Origin of the sequence: Pseudomonas sp. HB05 (genome assembly GCF_016756915.1) — a bacterium.
In the GTDB taxonomy this organism is placed as follows: Bacteria; Pseudomonadota; Gammaproteobacteria; order Pseudomonadales; family Pseudomonadaceae; genus Aquipseudomonas; species Aquipseudomonas alvandae.
Genome location: NZ_JAESPG010000016.1, coordinates 108,832 through 127,233 on the forward strand (window position 1 = coordinate 108,832; position 18,402 = coordinate 127,233).

At 61.5% G+C, this 18,402-nt stretch carries 18 protein-coding genes; 7 read left to right on the top strand and 11 right to left on the bottom strand.

All coding sequences use genetic code 11. The features are described from left to right. Nucleotides 1-16 precede the first annotated feature (16 nt). Both JMN22_RS15440 and JMN22_RS15445 read left to right on the top strand, forming a co-directional pair. Complete coding sequence (locus JMN22_RS15440) at nt 17-943, top strand: hypothetical protein (protein ID WP_236010298.1); 927 nt, start codon at nt 17-19, stop codon at nt 941-943. Nucleotides 944-976: 33 nt separating this feature from the next. Continuing rightward, on the top strand, nt 977-2,272 hold the full coding sequence (locus JMN22_RS15445; RefSeq protein ID WP_198796475.1) for a TIGR02270 family protein: 1,296 nt from the start codon (nt 977-979) through the stop codon (nt 2,270-2,272). Between the two features lie 30 nt (nt 2,273-2,302). Here the strand turns inward: JMN22_RS15445 and JMN22_RS15450 are convergent, their stop codons facing one another. Next, nucleotides 2,303-3,310 carry an NAD(P)-dependent oxidoreductase gene (locus tag JMN22_RS15450; RefSeq protein ID WP_198796474.1) on the bottom strand — a complete coding sequence of 336 codons (1,008 nt, stop codon included), beginning with the start codon at nt 3,308-3,310 and terminating at the stop codon, nt 2,303-2,305. Nucleotides 3,311-3,494: 184 nt separating this feature from the next. Between JMN22_RS15450 and JMN22_RS15455 the strand changes: the two genes are divergently transcribed. Next, the gene (locus JMN22_RS15455) at nt 3,495-4,778 is read left to right on the top strand and encodes an MFS transporter (protein ID WP_080628528.1); all 1,284 of its coding nucleotides are present in this window, start codon (nt 3,495-3,497) and stop codon (nt 4,776-4,778) included. On the opposite strand, the gene JMN22_RS15460 is transcribed toward JMN22_RS15455, so the two are convergent. From JMN22_RS15460 to JMN22_RS15490, 7 genes are all read right to left on the bottom strand, one after another. Beyond that, entirely contained in the window at nt 4,675-5,106 is a 432-nt protein-coding gene (locus JMN22_RS15460) for a DUF1810 domain-containing protein (protein WP_198796473.1), read from the bottom strand. The two genes, JMN22_RS15455 and JMN22_RS15460, sit on opposite strands and share 104 nt — an antisense overlap. Nucleotides 5,107-5,175: 69 nt before the next feature. Continuing rightward, nucleotides 5,176-5,868, bottom strand: a complete 693-nt coding sequence (locus JMN22_RS15465; RefSeq protein WP_030138911.1) for a type 1 glutamine amidotransferase domain-containing protein — start codon at nt 5,866-5,868, stop codon at nt 5,176-5,178. A 279-nt stretch (nt 5,869-6,147) separates the two neighbouring features. Then, nucleotides 6,148-7,470, bottom strand: coding sequence for an NTP/NDP exchange transporter (locus JMN22_RS15470; protein ID WP_030138912.1), 1,323 nt, complete (start codon nt 7,468-7,470; stop codon nt 6,148-6,150). A gap of 62 nt (nt 7,471-7,532) precedes the next feature. Beyond that, nucleotides 7,533-8,483 (bottom strand): SDR family oxidoreductase, encoded by a 951-nt coding sequence (locus tag JMN22_RS15475; RefSeq protein ID WP_407683746.1) that lies wholly within the window; start codon nt 8,481-8,483, stop codon nt 7,533-7,535. Between the two features lie 148 nt (nt 8,484-8,631). Continuing rightward, entirely contained in the window at nt 8,632-8,892 is a 261-nt protein-coding gene (locus tag JMN22_RS15480) for a DUF2790 domain-containing protein (protein WP_030138914.1), read from the bottom strand. Nucleotides 8,893-9,330: 438 nt separating this feature from the next. Further along, nucleotides 9,331-10,704, bottom strand: coding sequence for a heavy metal sensor histidine kinase (locus JMN22_RS15485; protein ID WP_198796472.1), 1,374 nt, complete (start codon nt 10,702-10,704; stop codon nt 9,331-9,333). After that, complete coding sequence (locus JMN22_RS15490; RefSeq protein WP_030138917.1) at nt 10,704-11,408, bottom strand: heavy metal response regulator transcription factor; 705 nt, start codon at nt 11,406-11,408, stop codon at nt 10,704-10,706. The genes JMN22_RS15485 and JMN22_RS15490 overlap by 1 nt, the downstream gene beginning before the upstream one ends. 179 nt (nt 11,409-11,587) lie before the next feature. Here JMN22_RS15490 and JMN22_RS15495 point away from each other — a divergent pair, with 179 nt between their 5' ends. Next, on the top strand, nt 11,588-12,373 hold the full coding sequence (locus JMN22_RS15495) for an SDR family NAD(P)-dependent oxidoreductase (protein WP_030138918.1): 786 nt from the start codon (nt 11,588-11,590) through the stop codon (nt 12,371-12,373). Between the two features lie 12 nt (nt 12,374-12,385). On the opposite strand, the gene JMN22_RS15500 is transcribed toward JMN22_RS15495, so the two are convergent. The 3 genes from JMN22_RS15500 to gabT form a co-directional block, all read right to left on the bottom strand. Beyond that, nucleotides 12,386-12,874, bottom strand: a complete 489-nt coding sequence (locus JMN22_RS15500) for an Lrp/AsnC family transcriptional regulator (RefSeq protein WP_008146530.1) — start codon at nt 12,872-12,874, stop codon at nt 12,386-12,388. A gap of 45 nt (nt 12,875-12,919) precedes the next feature. Next, a complete protein-coding gene (locus tag JMN22_RS15505; RefSeq protein WP_198796471.1) occupies nt 12,920-13,576 on the bottom strand; it encodes an HAD family hydrolase in 657 nt (218 codons plus the stop codon). A 74-nt stretch (nt 13,577-13,650) separates the two neighbouring features. Then, nucleotides 13,651-14,943, bottom strand: a complete 1,293-nt coding sequence (gabT, locus tag JMN22_RS15510) for a 4-aminobutyrate--2-oxoglutarate transaminase (protein WP_198796470.1) — start codon at nt 14,941-14,943, stop codon at nt 13,651-13,653. Between the two features lie 286 nt (nt 14,944-15,229). Here gabT and JMN22_RS15515 point away from each other — a divergent pair, with 286 nt between their 5' ends. The 3 genes from JMN22_RS15515 (at nt 15,230) to JMN22_RS15525 (ending at nt 17,971) form a co-directional block, all read left to right on the top strand. Beyond that, nucleotides 15,230-16,156, top strand: a complete 927-nt coding sequence (locus JMN22_RS15515) for a 2-hydroxyacid dehydrogenase (protein ID WP_198796469.1) — start codon at nt 15,230-15,232, stop codon at nt 16,154-16,156. A 210-nt stretch (nt 16,157-16,366) separates the two neighbouring features. Then, a complete protein-coding gene (locus JMN22_RS15520; protein WP_198796468.1) occupies nt 16,367-17,224 on the top strand; it encodes a GNAT family N-acetyltransferase in 858 nt (285 codons plus the stop codon). A gap of 39 nt (nt 17,225-17,263) precedes the next feature. Further along, the gene (locus JMN22_RS15525) at nt 17,264-17,971 is read left to right on the top strand and encodes a cupin domain-containing protein (RefSeq protein WP_198796467.1); all 708 of its coding nucleotides are present in this window, start codon (nt 17,264-17,266) and stop codon (nt 17,969-17,971) included. Nucleotides 17,972-18,402: the final 431 nt, after the last annotated feature.

Here is an 18,402-nt window from a genome sequence, read left to right on the forward strand (position 1 = left end):
ATTAGGAAACCAAAAGATGGACGCACTAGACCGACGATTCAGTGGACTCAGCATTGGCACCGGAGTCGTTCGATATTCGGATCTCAGCTACCTGATTACCACCAATGACCTTTCAATCAGCGAAGGCTACACGGGGTCGATTCTGTACACACTCGACCGTGGAACCTGGTATTCCGGCACAGTGCCTTGGCTTGCCTGTTCCGGAACGGTCTGCCACGTGCCGGCCGAGCGGTACCTGGCGCTCGGCACGGACGGCTCGGTGCGAGCCAGCGGTGGAGGCGCAGTCAAGGAAGAACCGCCCATTGCCAATTGCGGAGTCGACCCGACAAAACGCGGCCCCCTTCGCGAAATCCGCGGTATCGCCAAAGGTCGCGCCTACGCCGTAGGCACCTGCCGCCAAGCCTACGTGCGCAACGGCGAAGACCAATGGCGATGCATCGACCAGAGCGCCCAGGTGGGCGACACCCCCATCACCGACACCAGCTTCGAATCCATCGATGGCTTCAGCGAGCAGGAAATCTATACCGTCGGCTGGGAAGGCGAAATCTGGAAATATGACGGTGCCGTCTTCACCCAGCAGAACAGCCCGACCAACCTGGCGCTCTATAAGGTGCGCTGCGCGCCGGACGGTTTTGCCTATGCTTGCGGCCAGCTCGGGACCTTGCTGCGTGGTCGCAATGATCAATGGGAAGTGATCGAGCACGACAGCACCCGGGAGGATCTCTGGGGCATGGAATATTTCCAGGGCCAGCTGTATGTGTCTTCCACCCATTTCGTCTACCGACTGGAGGGCGACACGCTCAAGCCCGTCGATTTTGGCGATGACGCGCCGGGCACCTGTTACCACCTGAGCGCAGCCGACGGGATCATGTGGTCCATCGGGCCGAAGGACGTCATGGAGTTCGATGGTTCGAACTGGACGCGGTGCCTGCAAATTGACTGATCAGGCGAAATCTCCCTTCCGGATCGAAGGCCAATGACCACGCTGCCCGTTGTGCTCGACCTGCACGTTGAGGAAGCCGGTTTCCTGGCGGTCCTGCGCGACTACGCACTGCGCGCGCCCCACTACGACCTGGATGAACTGGGCGCATTGGAAGAGCGTATCGAAGCGCATCTCGATGGCCTGCGTATCGCCGGGTCAGCCGGCCTGGAAGCCCTTCTGGAGCAGCTCGGCCCGCACACCGTCGGCGAAATGTTCGCCAGCGTGGTGCTGGCCTTCGAGGCGGCCGATGCAAAAGCGCTGTCGCGGCTCAGCGAGCATTTGCGAAGCGCCGCGGAAACAGAGCGCGGCTATCTGATGGCCTTGGGCTGGCTTGACTGGGCGCGCATAGAGCCCTGGATCGACCGCATGCTTGCGGCGCCCGAACCGCTTTTTCGCCGTCTCGGCCTGGCGGCGTGTGGCATGCACCGCCACGACCCCGGTGCCGTCCTGCTGGCCGGACTGTCCGATGTTGATCCCAGCGTACTTGCACGTGCCGCCCGCACCGCCGGCGAGCTGCGCCGGCATGACCTGTCACAGGCCTTGCAAGTCCACCGAACGCATATGCACCCTGCCACCCGCTTCTGGGCCAACTGGGCAACGGCGCAAATGGGTGACCAGCAAGCCCTCGAACCGCTGCGACTGTTCGCCGAGCAACCAGGCGAGTTTCAATACCGCGCGGCCTGCGTGCTGCTGGCCTGGCAGGCGCGCGAACCGAGCATCGCCTGGATACGCCAGTGGGTACAGGATCCCCGGCAGCGGCGCATCGGCATCCAGGCCCTTGGACTGTTGGGCGATCCGGTCAGCGTGCCGTGGTTGATCCAACAAATGGCCGACGCGCCTTGTGCACGTGTCGCTGGCGAAGCCTTCAGCCTGATCACCGGAGCCGACCTGGCCCTGCTCGATCTGGAGCTACACGTCTTGCCGGATTTCGATGCGGGCCCGAACGATAACCCCGAAGATCCGCATGTCCTCATGGACCCCGATGAGAACCTGCCCTGGCCAAACCCTCAGTCCGTCGATGCCTGGTGGCAGGCCAATGGCGGAAATTTCCAAGTGGGGACTCGCTACATCTTGGGACTGGCCCAGAACGAATGCAGTTTTATGCAAGCGCTGGTCCGTGGCCAGCAACGTCAACGCATCGCCGCCGCCTGCGGTCTCGCGCGGTTCCGGCCGGGCGCGGCGCTGTTCCCAACCAGTGCGCCGGCCTGGCAACAAAAGCGGCTGTTGGAAATGACGGAAAGCCCAGATAACTGGCTTCGCTCGCATCTCATGAACCCAAGCGCCACATAAACTCAAAGCTTCGAATCGTGCTCGGAGCGCTTACATCACCGGCAATCTACGCATCTCTCCGCCCTCTCCCCGCAAACGCTCAAGATACGCTTCGGCATCCAGTAGTTGATAGGGAAAGTAGAGCCCAGGCGGGGTTGCAGGCTGGCCGTCCAACCCGAGCAGGCGCTCAAGGTTCATGGCGACGCAGAGACCAGTCAGCGGCGCAGTGCCTGCCGGGTGGACGACGGCATGACGGGTGCGCAGCGAGTTGCCTCGAAGATCCTCGCCAGCGAGTTCGATGATGATCTCGGTGGACATGGGTCGTCCTTGGCGCCTGCTGGAGCTCACCCCGATGCCAATGTTGAACTGGACATTCGGTGCACCCGTCGCAGCCGCCAGGCCGACGACGTCAATGGAAGAAAAACCCGTGGCTTCGATTGCCGTGCCGTCCAGCGCATGGAAGCGCGTCTTGGCGTCCTCCCCTTCGCGCCAGACAAATGATCCGCCGCGCCTGGTCAGCGCGGCGGGGAGCATTTTGTTCAGGTGTTCGAAATCGCTGGCAACGGTCGGGCCGCCCGTGTCCTGCTCATCGACCAGCGCATTGATCCGGATATCGTCGATCCGGCCAAACTCACGGGCAACGCTGAACGTCGACACCGTCGTTGCGCCGACCATCCACTCATAACCGAGGACAATCGGCGATGCGCCTGGCGCATGCATGTACATGGCGATCTCCGGAGCGATCTCGAAAACGCCGGAAGATATGCTCAGGTGCGGCACCCCGCGCTGCTGCGCAAAGCGCAATCCAGCGAGAGCGTGGTCCATGTAGAAGACCACCACCGCGCTGACCGCGCGATCGCCGAGGCCCAGGTCGTCGGCACCGGCGTCGATCGCCACGGCCTGCGCCCCGCCCAGTTGCTCCGCGACCCGTTGGGCCTTCGCAAGGTCACGTCCGCCAATCAACAACGGTACATCTGGATGAGCGGCGCGCAGCGCCCGGGCAGTATGGTGGCCGATAGCGCCAGAACCGCCCATGAACAGGATAGGATCGAGTGACATCATCTGTCCTCCTTGCTTTTGGGGTTTAACCTACCTTTGGTAACTTAGCACAGCATCATCGGGCTACCTACCCCTGCATTGATACCGCGCGTCGTCGAGCCGATGCCGACCCCGCTTCAATCCCCGACCTGATTCTGTCAGTGTGTGTGGCGTGCGCCGCTTCGCCTCGTCACAGGATGTTTCCATGCGAAAGGATTACTTGGCTTTTTTCATCTCGCTGTTTCTATCGAGGCTGGCGGACCAGATCCTGTTGTTCATCGTGCCGCTGGTAGTGTTCCAGACCACCAACAGCGCTTCATGGGCCGGGTTGGCGTTCTTCGTCGAATCACTGCCGCGCTTTCTCGCTTTCCCATTGTGCGGCGCCCTGTGCGACAAGTATTCACCGATCAGGATCCTGCATATCAGCCAGGTCTATCGGGCGCTGCTTTGTCTGTTGGCGATGGCGCTCTACGGCGTTTTTGGCGGCATCGCCTGGGTCGTGGTGCTTTCAGCCGTCTGTGGCGTGCTGACCACCCAAGGCATCATGGCCCGCGAAGTGCTGATGCCGTATGTCTTCCGGCATTACAGCTACACCAAGACCTTGTCCTATTCACAAATTGCCGACCAGACCGGACTGGTGCTCGGCCCATTGGTGGCGGCATTGTTGTTGGATATCTGGGCATGGCACTGGGTGGTGCTGTGGGTCGCCGCGCTATTCCTGCTCGCCGACCTGGGCATGCGGGTATGGCAACGACTCAGCCGGGTAAGCCTGGAAGTGTACGAGCAGCACCAGGACATCTGGCTACAGCCCCTGCGGATCGCCTTCGGGCATATCCGCAACCTGGCGGAACTGAAAAAGATCATCGCGCTGGCGGTGGGCGTCAACCTGATTGTCGGCGTCACCTTGGCCACTTCGGCCGCCATGGTGATCGGCGAGTACGGTGCCGGCAAGGACCACTACGCCGGCTTGCAGGCGGCTGGCGCCGCAACCACGATCTTTATCCTGTTGCTCCTCGCGCGAGTAACCCTGCCCCTGCGGGTCTTAGGGGGAATTGGTTATTCGATGATCGCTGCAGGCGGGGTGATCAGTGCCCTGAGTCCAAACCTGTCGGGCTATGTCCTGGGCTTCTTGTTGATCGTCGGTTTCGACAAGATGTTCAACGTCTACATGCGCACCATTCGCCAACGGGTCATTCCGCCCCAGGACTTCGGCAAGACCGTCGGGGTGATCACGTTGCTCAACAACCTGTCGCAGCCACTGGCCGGTTTGCTGGTGGCCCTGCTGGCGGCGCCATTGGGGACGCAGCAGGTCATCCTGGTCCTGGCTGGACTGACAGTCCTTCTGGGAGTGGCCGCCCTGTGGTGGTTTGCGAACGTGGACCGCTTCATACCTGCCGAGCAAGCAGGTCGAGCGTCCGCCGATCTGGCTCGCCCGAATAAAACCGATCGAGCGCCTGTTGATACAGGGGAGATCCCGACTGGGCGCTGATAAACAGCGTAAGACAGGAGCGAAACTTCAAATCATCGGGTGAGCCAAATATCCGCTCGGCGCTGGTCCCGCTGTGCTGCAAGACCGTCATCACGGTCTCCTCCAGTCGGGGTCCGAGCACATCGTGTTGCAGGTATGCGCGAGCCTCGGCAAGGCCGGAAATCCCGAAGAGGCTGGCCATTTCGGAACGACCGAGCCCTTGCAGTTGCGGAAAGATGAACCACATCCAGTGACTCGTCTTCCGCCCGGCGCGCAGTTCGTCCATGACGCGACTGAATACCGGACGCTGCGCCTCGACGAAGCGCGCCAGGTTGAAAGGGTCTTGCATGATCGATCCTCCCCCGTCGTTGAGCGCGCTGGCAAAGGGCGAACCGGCTGGCCGCCCCACAAAGTCGCCTCAAGCGCTCAGTTCCTGCTTCAGCCGCTTGAGCAGCGCCTTGGCCGCCGCTTCCGACGAGGCAGGGTTCTGGCCGGTGATCAGGTGACCATCCTCGACGACGTAACTGCCCCAGTCCGCGCCTTTGGAATATTCGCCGCCTTTGGCCTTGAGCATGTCCTCCACCAGGAACGGCACCACCTGCGTGAGGCCCACCGCCTCTTCCTCGGAGTTGGTGAAGCCGGTGACTTTCTTGCCTTTCACCACGGGCTGGCCATCCGGTGCGTTGACGTTCTTGAACACTCCCGGCGCGTGACAGACGGCGGCGATGGGTTTGTTCGCGGCATAAAAGGCTTCGATAAGCGTCTTGGAGTCGGTGTCCTCGGCCAAGTCCCACAGGGGGCCATGGCCGCCCGGATAGAACACGGCATCGAAGTCATAGGGATCAACCTCGCCCAACGGCACCGTGCTTGCCAATGCGGCTTGAGCCTGGGTATCCGTGGCAAAGCGGCGCGTTGCGTCGGTCTGGGCACTCTCCTCGTCGCTCTTGGGGTCCAGTGGTGGCTGCCCGCCCTTTGGAGACGCAAGCGTGACCGTCGCCTTGGCGTCGACAAACACGTAGTACGGAGCGGCGAACTCTTCCAGCCAGAACCCCGTCTTCTTGCCGGTGTCGCCCAACTGATCGTGGGATGTAAGCACCATTAGAATCTTCATGTGAACTTGTCCTCCGAGCGGGAATGGGCGACGTGCGCTCGCCCTGCATTAGGGTTTGTACGAAAAGTCGCCGAGCGGCGATCAGGCAAGGCGAAAACAGGCGAGGAAGCGGAGTTGACTGGTTGTCAATGAGCATTCCGAGCCTGTTTTCAACGCAGCATGATCGTCGCGCAGGCACTTTTCGTACAAAGCCTAGTGTCAGAGGCTGCGCTGGTCCATACGTTCAAATGAGCGTAGCGAGCGTGAGGAAAATCATTCAGATGACGTTCTTCACGTTCTTCACGCTCTTGCCGAAATAGCCGCCAGGCGTAGCTCCCTTGAAGCGGCATAATCCGCCTGTCGTCCGAGTTGCCAACCCAGGTATCCCCACAACAACGCGCAGCACGCCCCCACCATCGCCGCCACGCCTGCACCTTGGCCGATCTGATCGAGCAGGCTCTTGGCCCAGCCACTCACGGCATCGCCGGCGCGATAGACCACGGTGTCGATGAAGTTCTTGGCTTTGTATTTGCTCTCGGCATCCAGGGGCGCAAATAACATTTCCCTGCCGGGCCGGACAAACGCGTACTCGCCGATTCGTCGCACGATCATCAAGGTTGCAAGCAGCGCAAAGCCCGGCGCCAGGGCGAGGCCCAGGAAACCGACGCACATGAGCAACGGCACGACCGCCAGCAAAGCACGCACGCCCAACCTCGGCGCGATACGACCGGTGATGAACAATTGGGACAGCAATGCGCCGGCCTGCACGATGATATCGAGGGTGCTGAAGATACGAACCTGCGATGCCCGGTCCGGGTAGTGCTCGGCTACCAGGCGCGCCTGCTCGAAATAGAGAAACGTGCTGACCGTCGCCAGCAGCACCACGAAGCCGGCGATTCCCACCAGATAAGGCGATCTGAACACCGCGACCATCCCGCTGAACGGATTGCCGGCCAGTGGCTGCCGCGGGTTTTGCGTGGGTGCTGCACCAGGTCGCCCCGCCCCGCCCTGTCCGCGCCAGCTCATCAAGGTCCGTTTCAACACCAGCGTGGCACCGAGCAACACAGCCGCGAGCAGCATCAAGCCTGACGCTCCCACCGCGTTGATCAACAGCGCGCTCAGCGCGGGCCCCAGCAGGCCGCCGACGCTGGCGCCGGCGGCGATGAATGCAAACAGGCGCTTGGCCTGCTCACTGTCGAACACATCCGCCATCAAGCTCCACGCCACCGAAACGACGAACAGGTTGTAAACCGATATCCAGACGTAAAACACCCGGGCGAGCCAGACACTGTCTGGAAGGAACTGGAAAAACTCGACGAACATCAGCAGATTGATGCCAAAGAAGCCATACACCCAATCGATCAGGCGCAGCCGCGGCACTCGGGAACTGAGCCAGGCGAATAACGGAACGGCTGCCAGCATCACCAGGAAAGTCGCGGTGAATAGCCATTGCAGGTTTTCCACGCCCGCCGCAATGCCCATCGACTCACGGATCGGGCGCAGCATGAAGTAACCGGTAAACAGGCAAAGAAACAGCAGGAAGCCACACAGCGCCGGACGCAGTTCACCGTCATGGGCGTTAAGGGCAAGGCTCAGCCGCTGTACGAACGTCATCGTACTCATGGGAACTCCAGAAAGAAGGCTACGGGACGGGCGCGAGGCCGATGCCCGCGCCCTGGATAGGATCAGCGATAGGTAACGCCGGTCAGGCGCTCGGAGGTCGCCCAGAGTCGTTCGGCATCCGCTTCGTTGGTCGCGGCCGGTGGCGTCTTGGCGAACCCCAGCGGACCGCGTTTTTCGTCATCGCCGGTCGGCCCGTAATAGGCGCCGCCAACGGCCTGCTCGGCAGTCGCCGCATACAAGGTGGGCAGCGCGCCTTGAGCCGCAGAGTGGTAGGCATCGCGATCCTTCGCCCAGCGCTGGCCGAACTCGCTGTTGACGCCCGGCCCCCGGGCGATCAGTTCAGTGACGGCCACGCCAGGATGTGCGGCGATGCTGCGGATCCCCCATTTCTGTTCGTCACTGCGCCGTTGCAACGCGAACGACCACTGCAAGATGGCCAGTTTCGACTGGGCGTAGGCGGCATAAGGGTCGTATTTCTGCTCGGACTGCAGGTCGTCGAAATTCACTGCGCCGCGCGTGGCCGCGATGCTGGAAAGGCTCACCACCCGGGCATCGTCGCTTTGCCGCAGGAGCGGAACCAGCAGGCCGGTCAGCGCGAAATGTCCGAGGTAGTTGGTTGCCAGCTGAAGCTCGAAGCCATCGGCGGAGGTGCCCCGCTCAGGCGGCGCCATGATGGCTGCATTGTTGATCAACACGTCCAGGCGCGGCAGCCGCTGGTTGAGACGCTCGGCCAGGCCGCGCACCGAAGACAGGTTGGCCAGGTCCACGGACTCGAACTGCAACTTGGCGTCGGGTACGGCCTCACGGATACGCTTGATGGCGTCCGCACCCCGCTCCGGGTTGCGCGCCGCGATGATGACCTCGGCCCCCGCCCGCGCAAGTGCCAGGGCGTCCTCATAGCCCATACCGCTGGTGCCGCCGGTTACCAGGGCAATCCGGCCCTTCTGTGAAGGCATGTCGTGGGTCGACCAGTCGGGTTTGGGCACCGCCCGGTCCGATGCTTCGGTGCTCATCGCACTGAGGAGTGCGACGCCGGCCGTCAACGTTCGGGTCCGCCTCATGAGCTGGCTGATGGTGTATAGAAAGCCGCCTGCGGGGGTGATTGCTCTGTTCCACATGATTTGAGTTCCTTGGTTGGATGGCAAACTGGTGCGACCGGGCTTACTGAATGGCGCAGGCGTCTGTCTGTTGAAGGAAGGTGACGTGACGAATCTGCCCGTGCGTGTCGACGTAAGTCATCGTTGCTTGCCCGACTTCGCATACGGTTGATTTCGGCTCATCGATACGAACCGCCTGCGCAATGTCCAGCGGCATACCGTATTCATAGGCCGGAGCCTGGGTCTGTTCCTTGGCAAACAGAGGCGAACCGCTCAACGTGATCACTGCCAGCAGGCTGGCGACCGAAAAGTTTTGAATATTCATGGTGTACTCCACTGTCCTGACCGGGATGGTGGTTGCACTCTAGGAGGGGGACGCTGACGTCAAGGTGACGGGTGACTGACAGGAACATGTCAAACGCGAGCGCGATGGCCAAGTGTGGGAGCGAGCTCGCTCGCGATGGTGGAGTTCCAGTTGAGGAAGATGTTGAATGTGCCGGCGTCTTCGCGAGCAAGCTCGCTCCCACAGGGGGTTGTGGCGGGCATGGGTTGCAGGTTCGCTGAAGAACCAGTGTGGGGGCGGGCTTGCTCGCGAAAGCGGTGGCTCTGTCACATCAATGCCGAATGTGCCGGCGTCTTCGCGAGCAAGCTCGCTCCCACAGGGGGTTGTGGCGGGCATGGGTTTCAGGTTCGCTGGAGATCCAATGTGGGAGCGGGCTTGCTCGCGAAAGCGGCGGTCCGGCCAGCGGGGACGCTGAGTTGATTAACGCGCTGGCTGGCTCGTCAGAGAGAACCCGAAGGTGTTGACCCCGTCCTTGCTATGGGCGAACACCCGCCCGCCGTGCATGGAGGCTACCGCCCGCACGATGGAAAGCCCCAGGCCATGATGTGCGTCACTCCTGGCCCTCGCGGCATCGGCTCGGTAGAAACGCTCGAACAGACGTTCCAGATGCACGTTTTCAATGGGCTCACCGGCATTGGAGACGCTGACCTTGGCCTGCATGCCATGGCTGACCAGGCTCACCGTGATCGTGCTGGTCGGCACAGCGTATCGCGCGGCGTTCTGGATCAGATTGGCCAGGGATCGATGGAACAGGCGTCGGTCAATACGCACCCGCATGTCGCCTTGGATCACCACGTTCAGTTGCTTGTCGTGCAAGACCGGTTCCAGGTATTCCACGGTCTTCGACGCCTCCTCGCAGAGCGAAACGTCGCTGAGTTCAGTGGCCCGCTGCCCGCTTTCCGCGCCCGCCAGGAACAGCATGTCATTGACAATGGTGCCCATCCGTTCCAGCTCTTCAAGGTTCGATTGCAGCAAGTCCTGAAGCTCATTCACGTCTCGTCCGTGGGCCAGCGCGACCTGGGTCTGGCCGATCAGGTTGGTCAAGGGCGTGCGCAGTTCATGGGCAACATTGGCGTTGAACCCTTCGAGCTGGCACCAGGCGGCTTCCTGGCGCGCCAGGGCACCGTTGAACGACACCGCCAGTTCCTGCAATTCCCCAGGCAGCGCCTCGGTGTCCAAGCGTTGTTTCGAATCCCCCGGCGGCAGGCTGTTGGCCTGGCGGCTCAAGCGCCGGACGGGTGCCAGGCCAAAACGCGCGATCCAATAGCCCAGCAGTGCGACCAGCACTACGCCTAGCGCCGACGTGAGGATCAATGTCTTGGTGAAATGATCCAGGGTCTTCATGAACGGCGTTGAGTCGAGCCCCACGATAAAACGCAACTCCGGGCGGCTTCCCATGGCGGCAATGGTCTCGACCAGCAGGACCATGGGGCGGTCCCGGCCAGGTATGGTGACGCTGGAAAATCCATCCGGGCGCGTCGACCAGTCCCGGCCATCCGGCATCGCACCGCCATAGCTGTACGTCGGATTGTCCACCAGGACCCAATAGCGCACGCGTTCGTCGGCGGGCGTCAGGCCGTCGAGCTTCTGCCGCAGCCCCACCCAGAATTCCGGAGAGTCATATTTCGCCAGCACCGGGTCGAGAACCGAGTGGCGCAGGGTCAGCTCGTTTTGCATCTGGTCTTCGAGCGATTGTTTCAAGGAACAGCGCAACAACGTCGCGCAGACGGCGGTGATGAGCATGACCGCGAGGGCAAACATCAGGGCGAGCCGCTTGGAGATCGAGCTTTTCATCACAGCGCACCGACTTGCCTGTCACTTGCTTCGCGGCTCTCCAGCACATAACCCATCCCCCGGACGGTATGTAGCAATTTGCGCGGATACGGCGCATCAACCTTGGCGCGCACACGCTTGATCGCCACTTCGACCACGTTGGCGTCGCTGTCGAAATTCATGTCCCAGACCTGCTCGGCAATCATCAATTTGGAAAGAATCTCGCCCTGGTGCCGGGCCAGCAGGCTCAACAGACAGAACTCCTTGGCCGTCAGGTCCAACCGCAACCCGGCACGTGTGACCTTGCGAGCCTGCAGGTCGACCTCCAGGTCGTCGATGCGCAGGTGCGTGGGATCGACCGCGTCATCGGCGCGCCGCCGGATCAATGCCTGGACGCGCGCGACCAGTTCGGCAAAGGAAAAGGGCTTGGCCAGGTAGTCATCGGCGCCCTCTCGCAACCCCCGGACGCGATCGTCTACCGTGCCCCTTGCCGACAACATGATGACCGGGGTTTTCTTGCGCAGGCGCAGCCCCTGCAACACGCCGTAGCCGTCCTTGCCCGGCAACATGACATCCAGGATCACCACGTCGTATTCCATTTCCAACGCACAGTGCAGGCCATCGATGCCATTCGTCGCGACATCGACAATGTAGCCGAGCTCGCTCAAGCCACGGTGAACATAGGAAGAGGTTTTTTCTTCGTCCTCGACAATGAGCAAGCGCATCAGGTATCTCCTCTCCGGAAGCGGGGCAACCTAAAGAGTCTAGACAGTGAAGGTGTCCGGAGACTGACCGCTGCCTGACATTCTTGTCAGAAATCGTTTCCGAGATGCCATACTGGCCGGCGGCTCTTGTCACCCGCTGCCTTGCTCCGTAGCCCTCACAAAAACAACTGGGAAATGCCATGCCAGACACACCCGGAAAGAACCCCGTGGCACTGATCAGCGGGGTTGGCAGCGAGATGGGAATCGGTATGGCGATTGCACGGAGGCTGGGCGCCGCCGGTGCCAGGCTGATCGTCACCGCCAGCAGCGCGCGCACTGCGCTACGTGTCGAAGAGCTACGGGGCGAAGGCTTTGAAGTCGAAGGACGGGCCCTTGACCTCACCGATGAACGACAAGTGCGTGAGTTCGGCCTGTGGGCCGAGTCAGTGTGGGGGCGCATCGATGTGCTGGTGAACAACGCGGGCATGGCCATGCAAGGCAGCCCGGAGTCGTTTGCCGAGGTGGCGACTTTGGACCTGGAAACGTGGAACCTGTCCCTGGCCCGAAACGTCACGACAGCGTTCCTACTGACCCGTGCCGTCCTGCCCGGCATGCAGACGCGCAATTACGGACGCATCGTCAATATCAGCTCCACCACTGGCACGCGGTGCAGCAACCCCGGCGAGGCCTCCTATAGCGCCGCGAAGGCGGCCATGGTCGGCATGAGCATGGGCCTGGCGCTGGAAGTGGCCCGCCAGGGAATCACGGTCAACTGCGTCGCGCCCGGCTGGATCGCTACCGGCTCGACCACCGCCGAAGAAGCCCATGCAGCGGGCTATACGCCAATGGGCCGGGCGGGACGCCCCGAAGAAGTCGCCGCCTTGGTGGCTTTCCTGGCATCCGCTGAGTCCAGCTACATCACCGGTGAGGTCATGGTGGTGGATGGCGGCAACTGTCTGGTGGAGAACAAGGCGCCCGGGCGCTGATTCACAAGCGAATCAGTGGCGCAATAGCCTGCGCAGCGGCACCCCGTCCTTGAGCACCGGGGATTTGATGACGATGTAACTGAAGTACTTGGAAATACCGATGTTCTTGTCCAGCAGCCCTTCGATCACTTCCTGATAATGCTGGATGCTGCATGTCATGAAACGCACCAGGTAATCGTAGCCACCGCTGATCAAATGGCACTCAAGTACCTCGTCGACCAGGCGAATGTTGGATTCAAACTTGGCGAAGTCTTCGCGTTTATGGTCGCTGAGGGTGATTTCGGTGAAGACCGTCACCGAATCGGTGATCTTGGCCAGGTTCAGGTGCGCTCTGTACCCGGAAATGTAGCCGGCCGACTCAAGGCGCTTGACCCGCTGCAGGCAAGGGCTGGAGGACAGCCCCACGGCATCGGCAAGGCTGACGTTGGTCATTCGACCGTCCTTCTGAAGTTCGACAAGGATACTGATATCAATTCGGTCTAGTTTGATTAAACCTTCCATCGGGTACCCCATTATTGCCGTTCAGTGACAGTGGTTTTAGCAAATTCAACGTCGCAAAGATAGCTGATGCTGGGCCACCAGATCCGCCATGCTGGTGATGTGGAAATCGGCGGATTGTTCTTCGGTGGGTTGTTCCGGGCCACGGCGGATCAGGCATAACCCCGCCGACTTCTGTAAGCGCTCGGAGGCCTTGGACACCTGCATGATGTGCTCAGGCTGGAGCGTGTTCGCCAGCAGCCAGGCTTCGTCTTCCAGCGGATTGATGGCCCGTGAATGCAGGTCCTCGGGTGGAATGCCCAAACGCTCGCAGAGGCTGTCACGGTCTTCGGCGTCGCGGTCGCAATACACCAGCAGTCGATAGAATTTGCGCAGGTACAACATGGCACCGGGTGCGTCTTCGAACAGCGACCAGGTACTGGCCGAACGGGCAAAACTCATGCCCTCCTCCCAGTTGGCCTTGAGCCCCAGGCGCTCGGCCAACTGACGGTGGGCAAAGCACAACAGGCCACTGAAACCCAGCTCGGAAAAACGCGGATAGAGCCCGCGCACCGCCGCGTCGAACTCTGCCAGCACCGCTTCCCTGGCAAGCGCGCCTGGGTGGCTTTCGAGCAAAGGTTGCAAGGCCGTCCAGATACCGGAGTCCCGATCGACCAGGACTTCGTCGCAATCAATCAGCAGCGCGCGATAATCAGTCAGGTGCATGTGTGTCGCCTCCCGTGATGCATCCATGTGCTCCAAAGGCCTTCGGTCGGCGCAGCGCCGACCGAGACCTGGAATCAACTCAACACCCGTGACAACGCGGCTTCAAGTATGACCAGGGCGTCGTCGATCTGATTTTCTTCAGTGACCAGGGGCGCAAGGAAACGCAGCACATTCCGGTACACCCCGCATTTGATCACCAGCAATCCGCCTACCCTGGCCTGATCGATCAGTTGTTGGGTGAGTTCGGCATCAGGACTGCGCGCTTCATCGTCCTTGATCAATTCGATGGCCAACATGAAACCGGTACCGCGCACGTCACCGATACGTGGGTAACGTGCCTGCAAGCGCAGCAGGCCCTGGCGCAAACGCTCGGCCAATAGCTGGCCGCGCTCGATCAACCGGTCCTGCTCGTAAGTGTCGATCACCGCCAACGCGGCCGCACACGCCAGGGCGTTACCGCCATAGGTGCCACCCAGGCCACCGGGCAACGGCGCATCCATGATCTGCGCACGTCCCACGACGCCTGATATCGGCAAGCCGCCGGCGAGACTCTTGGCGACGGTCACCAGGTCCGGCTGGATCCCGGCGTGCTGGAAACCGAACCAGGTGCCGGTGCGGCCGAAACCGGTCTGGATTTCGTCGAGAATGAGCACGATGCCATGTTGCTCGGTCAGGCGGCGCAGCGCCTGGAGAAATTCCGGCGGCGCGGAAAGGAAGCCGCCATCACCCTGCACCGGCTCGATGATGATCGCCGCGACCCGATCCGGGGCGACTTGGGTCGCCAGCAATTCGTTAAGGGCCTGCAAGGCCATCTCGCTGGTGAAACCGCGATAGGCGTTCGGGTACGGCGTATGAAACACCTCCGGAGCGAGAGGCCCGAAGTTCTGCTTGTACGGTTGGCTCATGCCGGTCAGCGTCGTGCCGAGCAAGGTACGCCCATGAAATCCGCCACGGAACGCAATCACCGCTGGCCGATTGGTGTGGGCGCGAGCGATCTTCACCGCGTTCTCCACCGCCTCGGCGCCAGACGTGAACAGCGCCGCCTTGTAGGCGTCCTGGCCACCGACCAATGCGCACAGGCGTTTCACCAAGTCGAGATAGGGTTTGTAGGCCACCACCTGGAAACACGCATGGCTGACCTTTTGCAACTGGGCTTGCACTGCGGCGACCACGTTCGGGTGATTGTGGCCGATGTTCAAGACGCCGATGCCGCCGACGAAGTCCAGATAACGCTTGCCGTCCACATCCCAGACCTCTGCGCCCTGAGCCCGGTCGATGACCAGCGGATGCGCGGTGACCAATCCCCTGGGCACGAATTGATCACGTTGACGAAGCAAGTTCGGGGTTTCTTCGACTTTACTGTTCATGGCATCTCCCACAGTGAACCAGGCAACCGGGAAACGGCTGCGATGTGTCCCACAGGTTAAGCGTTCGACGCAATTGTCTAAGCCGAACTTGGCCTCCGGGAAATTCGGATCGACTGTTTTCACCCCGCTAAACAGCAGATTCCATCATCCGGCTCCAGCCCCATGGAATCTGCCGATAAAAGCCTTCAACACCGCAGTGGCAGGCAGTTATGCCGGCGCTTTCGAAACATCCTGCTTCGCCACTCGGGCATGCTGGAGGTTCCCGATCCAGTGTGAGAAGTCATCCATGGCCCTGCTTTATAAAGCCGACCCGGTACGCGGTGAACAATGGAAACGTCTATTCGCCGAGCACGCTCCGGACATCGAATGGCGTGCCTGGCCCGACATCGGCGATCCGCATGATATTCGCTACCTGGCCGCCTGGCAGGCGCCGGACGACCTCGAAGCCCTGTTGCCGAACCTCGAGGTGTTGTTCGCGCTGTCGGCCGGGGTCGACCAGCTCGACCTCGACCAGTTGCCTGCTTCCCTGCCAGTGGTACGTCTACTTGACCCGGGCATCACCCAAGGCATGTGCGAATACGCCAGTTTCGCCGTCCTCGGGCTGCACCGGGATATGCTCCGCTATCGCCAGCAACAGTTGGCCCGGTGCTGGCAGGCTCATCTGCTGCAGCCGGCCGCCAAGCGCCGGGTCGGCGTGATGGGCCTCGGCACGCAGGCCCGGCAGATTCTCAGCACCTTGCAGACCTTTGGTTTTGCCTTGTCAGGCTGGGCGCGCAGCGAGCATCACATCGCCGGGGTGGACTGCTTTGCCGGTAGCGAACAGCTCCCGGCGTTTCTCGGCCAATGCGACATCGTGCTGTGCGTCTTGCCATTGACCGAGCAGACCAGAGGGATTCTCGATCACCGGTTGTTCCAGCATCTGCCCAAGGGGTCCGCCCTGGTCAACATGGGCCGGGGCGCACACCTGGTGGAAGCGGATCTGCTTGAAGCGCTTGCCAGCGGCCAGCTCAGTGCGGCGGTGCTCGATGTGTTGCAACAGGAGCCAGCGGCGCCGGATCACCCTTTCTGGGAACACCCGCAAATCTGGCTGACGCCGCATATCGCGGCGATGACCCAACCTGAAACTGCCTTTGGCGTATTGCTGGACAATATCCGTCGGCATCAACGCAATGAATCGATGCTCGGCGAGGTTGATCGCAAGCGCTGTTATTGATCTGGGCTTGCCTTTTTTTCGACGCAAGATCGCTGGAATTTATTGCCGTGCGTGCTGCGGATTTGAGCAAGAACTGCGGCCATGGACGACGCCACTCATGCAATCTGCCGAATCATTGCCGGCCCCTTGCCAGGCCAATTGGCAGGTGAGATACACACACTTTCAGCGGCGAAATCCCACCGGTTTCGGCCCTGTCCACGGAGCTAAGTCATGCCTAACTCGCAACGCCCCGCGTATACCTTTCGCCCCATGACCGGCGCCGACCTGGAATCGGCCCACGCCTTGTCCGTGCAATTGAAATGGCCCCACCGCCTGGAAGACTGGGCCATGCTGCAACGCGTCTCGCAGGGTTTCGTCGCGCAGGACGACGACCGCCTGATCGGTACCGCGTTCACCTGTGCGCAAGGTGACTACGCCACGATCGGCCTGGTGATCGTCAGTGACGAATACCAGGGCCAAGGCATCGGTCGCAGGCTCATGGAGCTGGCACTCGAGGCATGCGGATCGAAAATCCCGATGCTCAACGCGACGCTGGCCGGCGCCCCACTTTATGCCAGCCAGGGCTTCGTTGATTTTGGGCATATCCAACAGCATCAGGGCCACGTACTTGTCCCCGCCGTTCCTGCCCTGCCAACTGACGAACGCTGCCGCGAATTGACCAACGCCGATCGACGCCAGCAAATCGAACTGGCCAACGCGGGCAGCGGCTTGGACAGGCGCGCCGTGCTCAACGATCTGTTCGACAGTACCGAGCACGCCATCGGTATCGAGCGCGATGGCCAGCTACGCGCCTTCGCCCTCCTGCGCGCTTTCGGTCGTGGTCGTTATATCGGCCCGGTCGTCGCGGAAAATCCACAACAGGCCAAGCATTTGATCGCGGTGCTGTTGGCCCGGGCACCGGACGCTTTCCTGCGCATGGACATTCCGTCCGATTGCGGGCTGGGGCCCTGGCTTGAAGAAGCCGGACTGAAGCAAGTCGACACCGTCGCACAAATGGCCCGTGGTACCCCGCCGCAGGCCAGTGGCGGCGTCCATCAGTTTGCCCTGGTGACCCAGGCCATCGGCTGACCTCCCCTTCATCGTTATTACCCTCGGAGACACCGCATCATGCTAGAGCCCACCGCAGTGCTGCTGGCCCACGCCGACGGCCGCCCGGCCTCAACCGCGTTCACTTCCGGTTCATTGGGCGCCAACGACCCTTTCGACCGGCGCATTGCCTATGTCGCGGCGGATGACATCGCTGCCGGCGTGGTCCACGCGAGTGGCGAGTTCAGCGTCGATGAATATCCCTACAGCGAAACGATCGTGGTGCACGCGGGACAGGTCACCCTGCGGAGCCAGGAACAGACGCTCCGACTCAATCCGGGAGACAGCGCCGTGATTGCCCGTGGTACGTCGATCCGGATCGAGGCACAACCGGATTCTCTCTGGGCTTTCTGCGCCGATATCCAGCCTGTCGAAGTGGGCAATATCGGGCTGACGTTCCTTGCGCCACAAACATTGCTCTCGCCCTCGACGCCTCCGAGTGAAGAGATCCTGCTGGGGCCGACACCGCAATGCCGTTCGAACAATCTGTTTATCGAAGAAGCGACGAACCTGCGCATCGGCATCTGGGACTCGACGCCCTACACCCGCCGGGCGAGGCCGCATGCGATGCATGAGCTGATGCATTTGACCGAGGGCAACATCGTTCTTCAACTGGCGGATGGCACGGGGTTGGCGGTGGGGACTGGGGATACGGTGTTTGTCCCCCGGGGGGCTCCTTGCGCCTGGAAGAGCGGGGTTTATGTGCGCAAGGTTTATGTTTGCAAGTAGCGTTTTCCGCTTTTTGCCCTGTAAGAGCGAGCCTGCTCGCGAAGGCGGAGTGTCAGTCGATGAAGATGCTTCATGTACCGGCCTCTTCGCGAGCAAGCTCGCTCCCACAGGGGGCTGTGGTGTACATGATTTTTGTAGCTGCTGACGATCAAATGTGGGAGCGAGCTTGCTCGCGAAAGCGGTGGTTCAGCCAAATAAATCCTGGCTGATGCCCCGCTCTTGCTCTTGCTCTTGCTCTTGCTCTTGCTCTTGCTCTTGCTCTTGCTTTGGATCTTGATCTTGATCTTGATCTCAGCGCCCCGTTAAACCACGCTGGCCGAACGCAGGTCTTGCGCAGTGGGCATCCCGGCATGGATGCCGGGATAGCCGCGCCGGGCCATGGATGGCCCATCGCGGCGGGCCCACGGAGCAAGGCCGGAGTGAGGGCACAC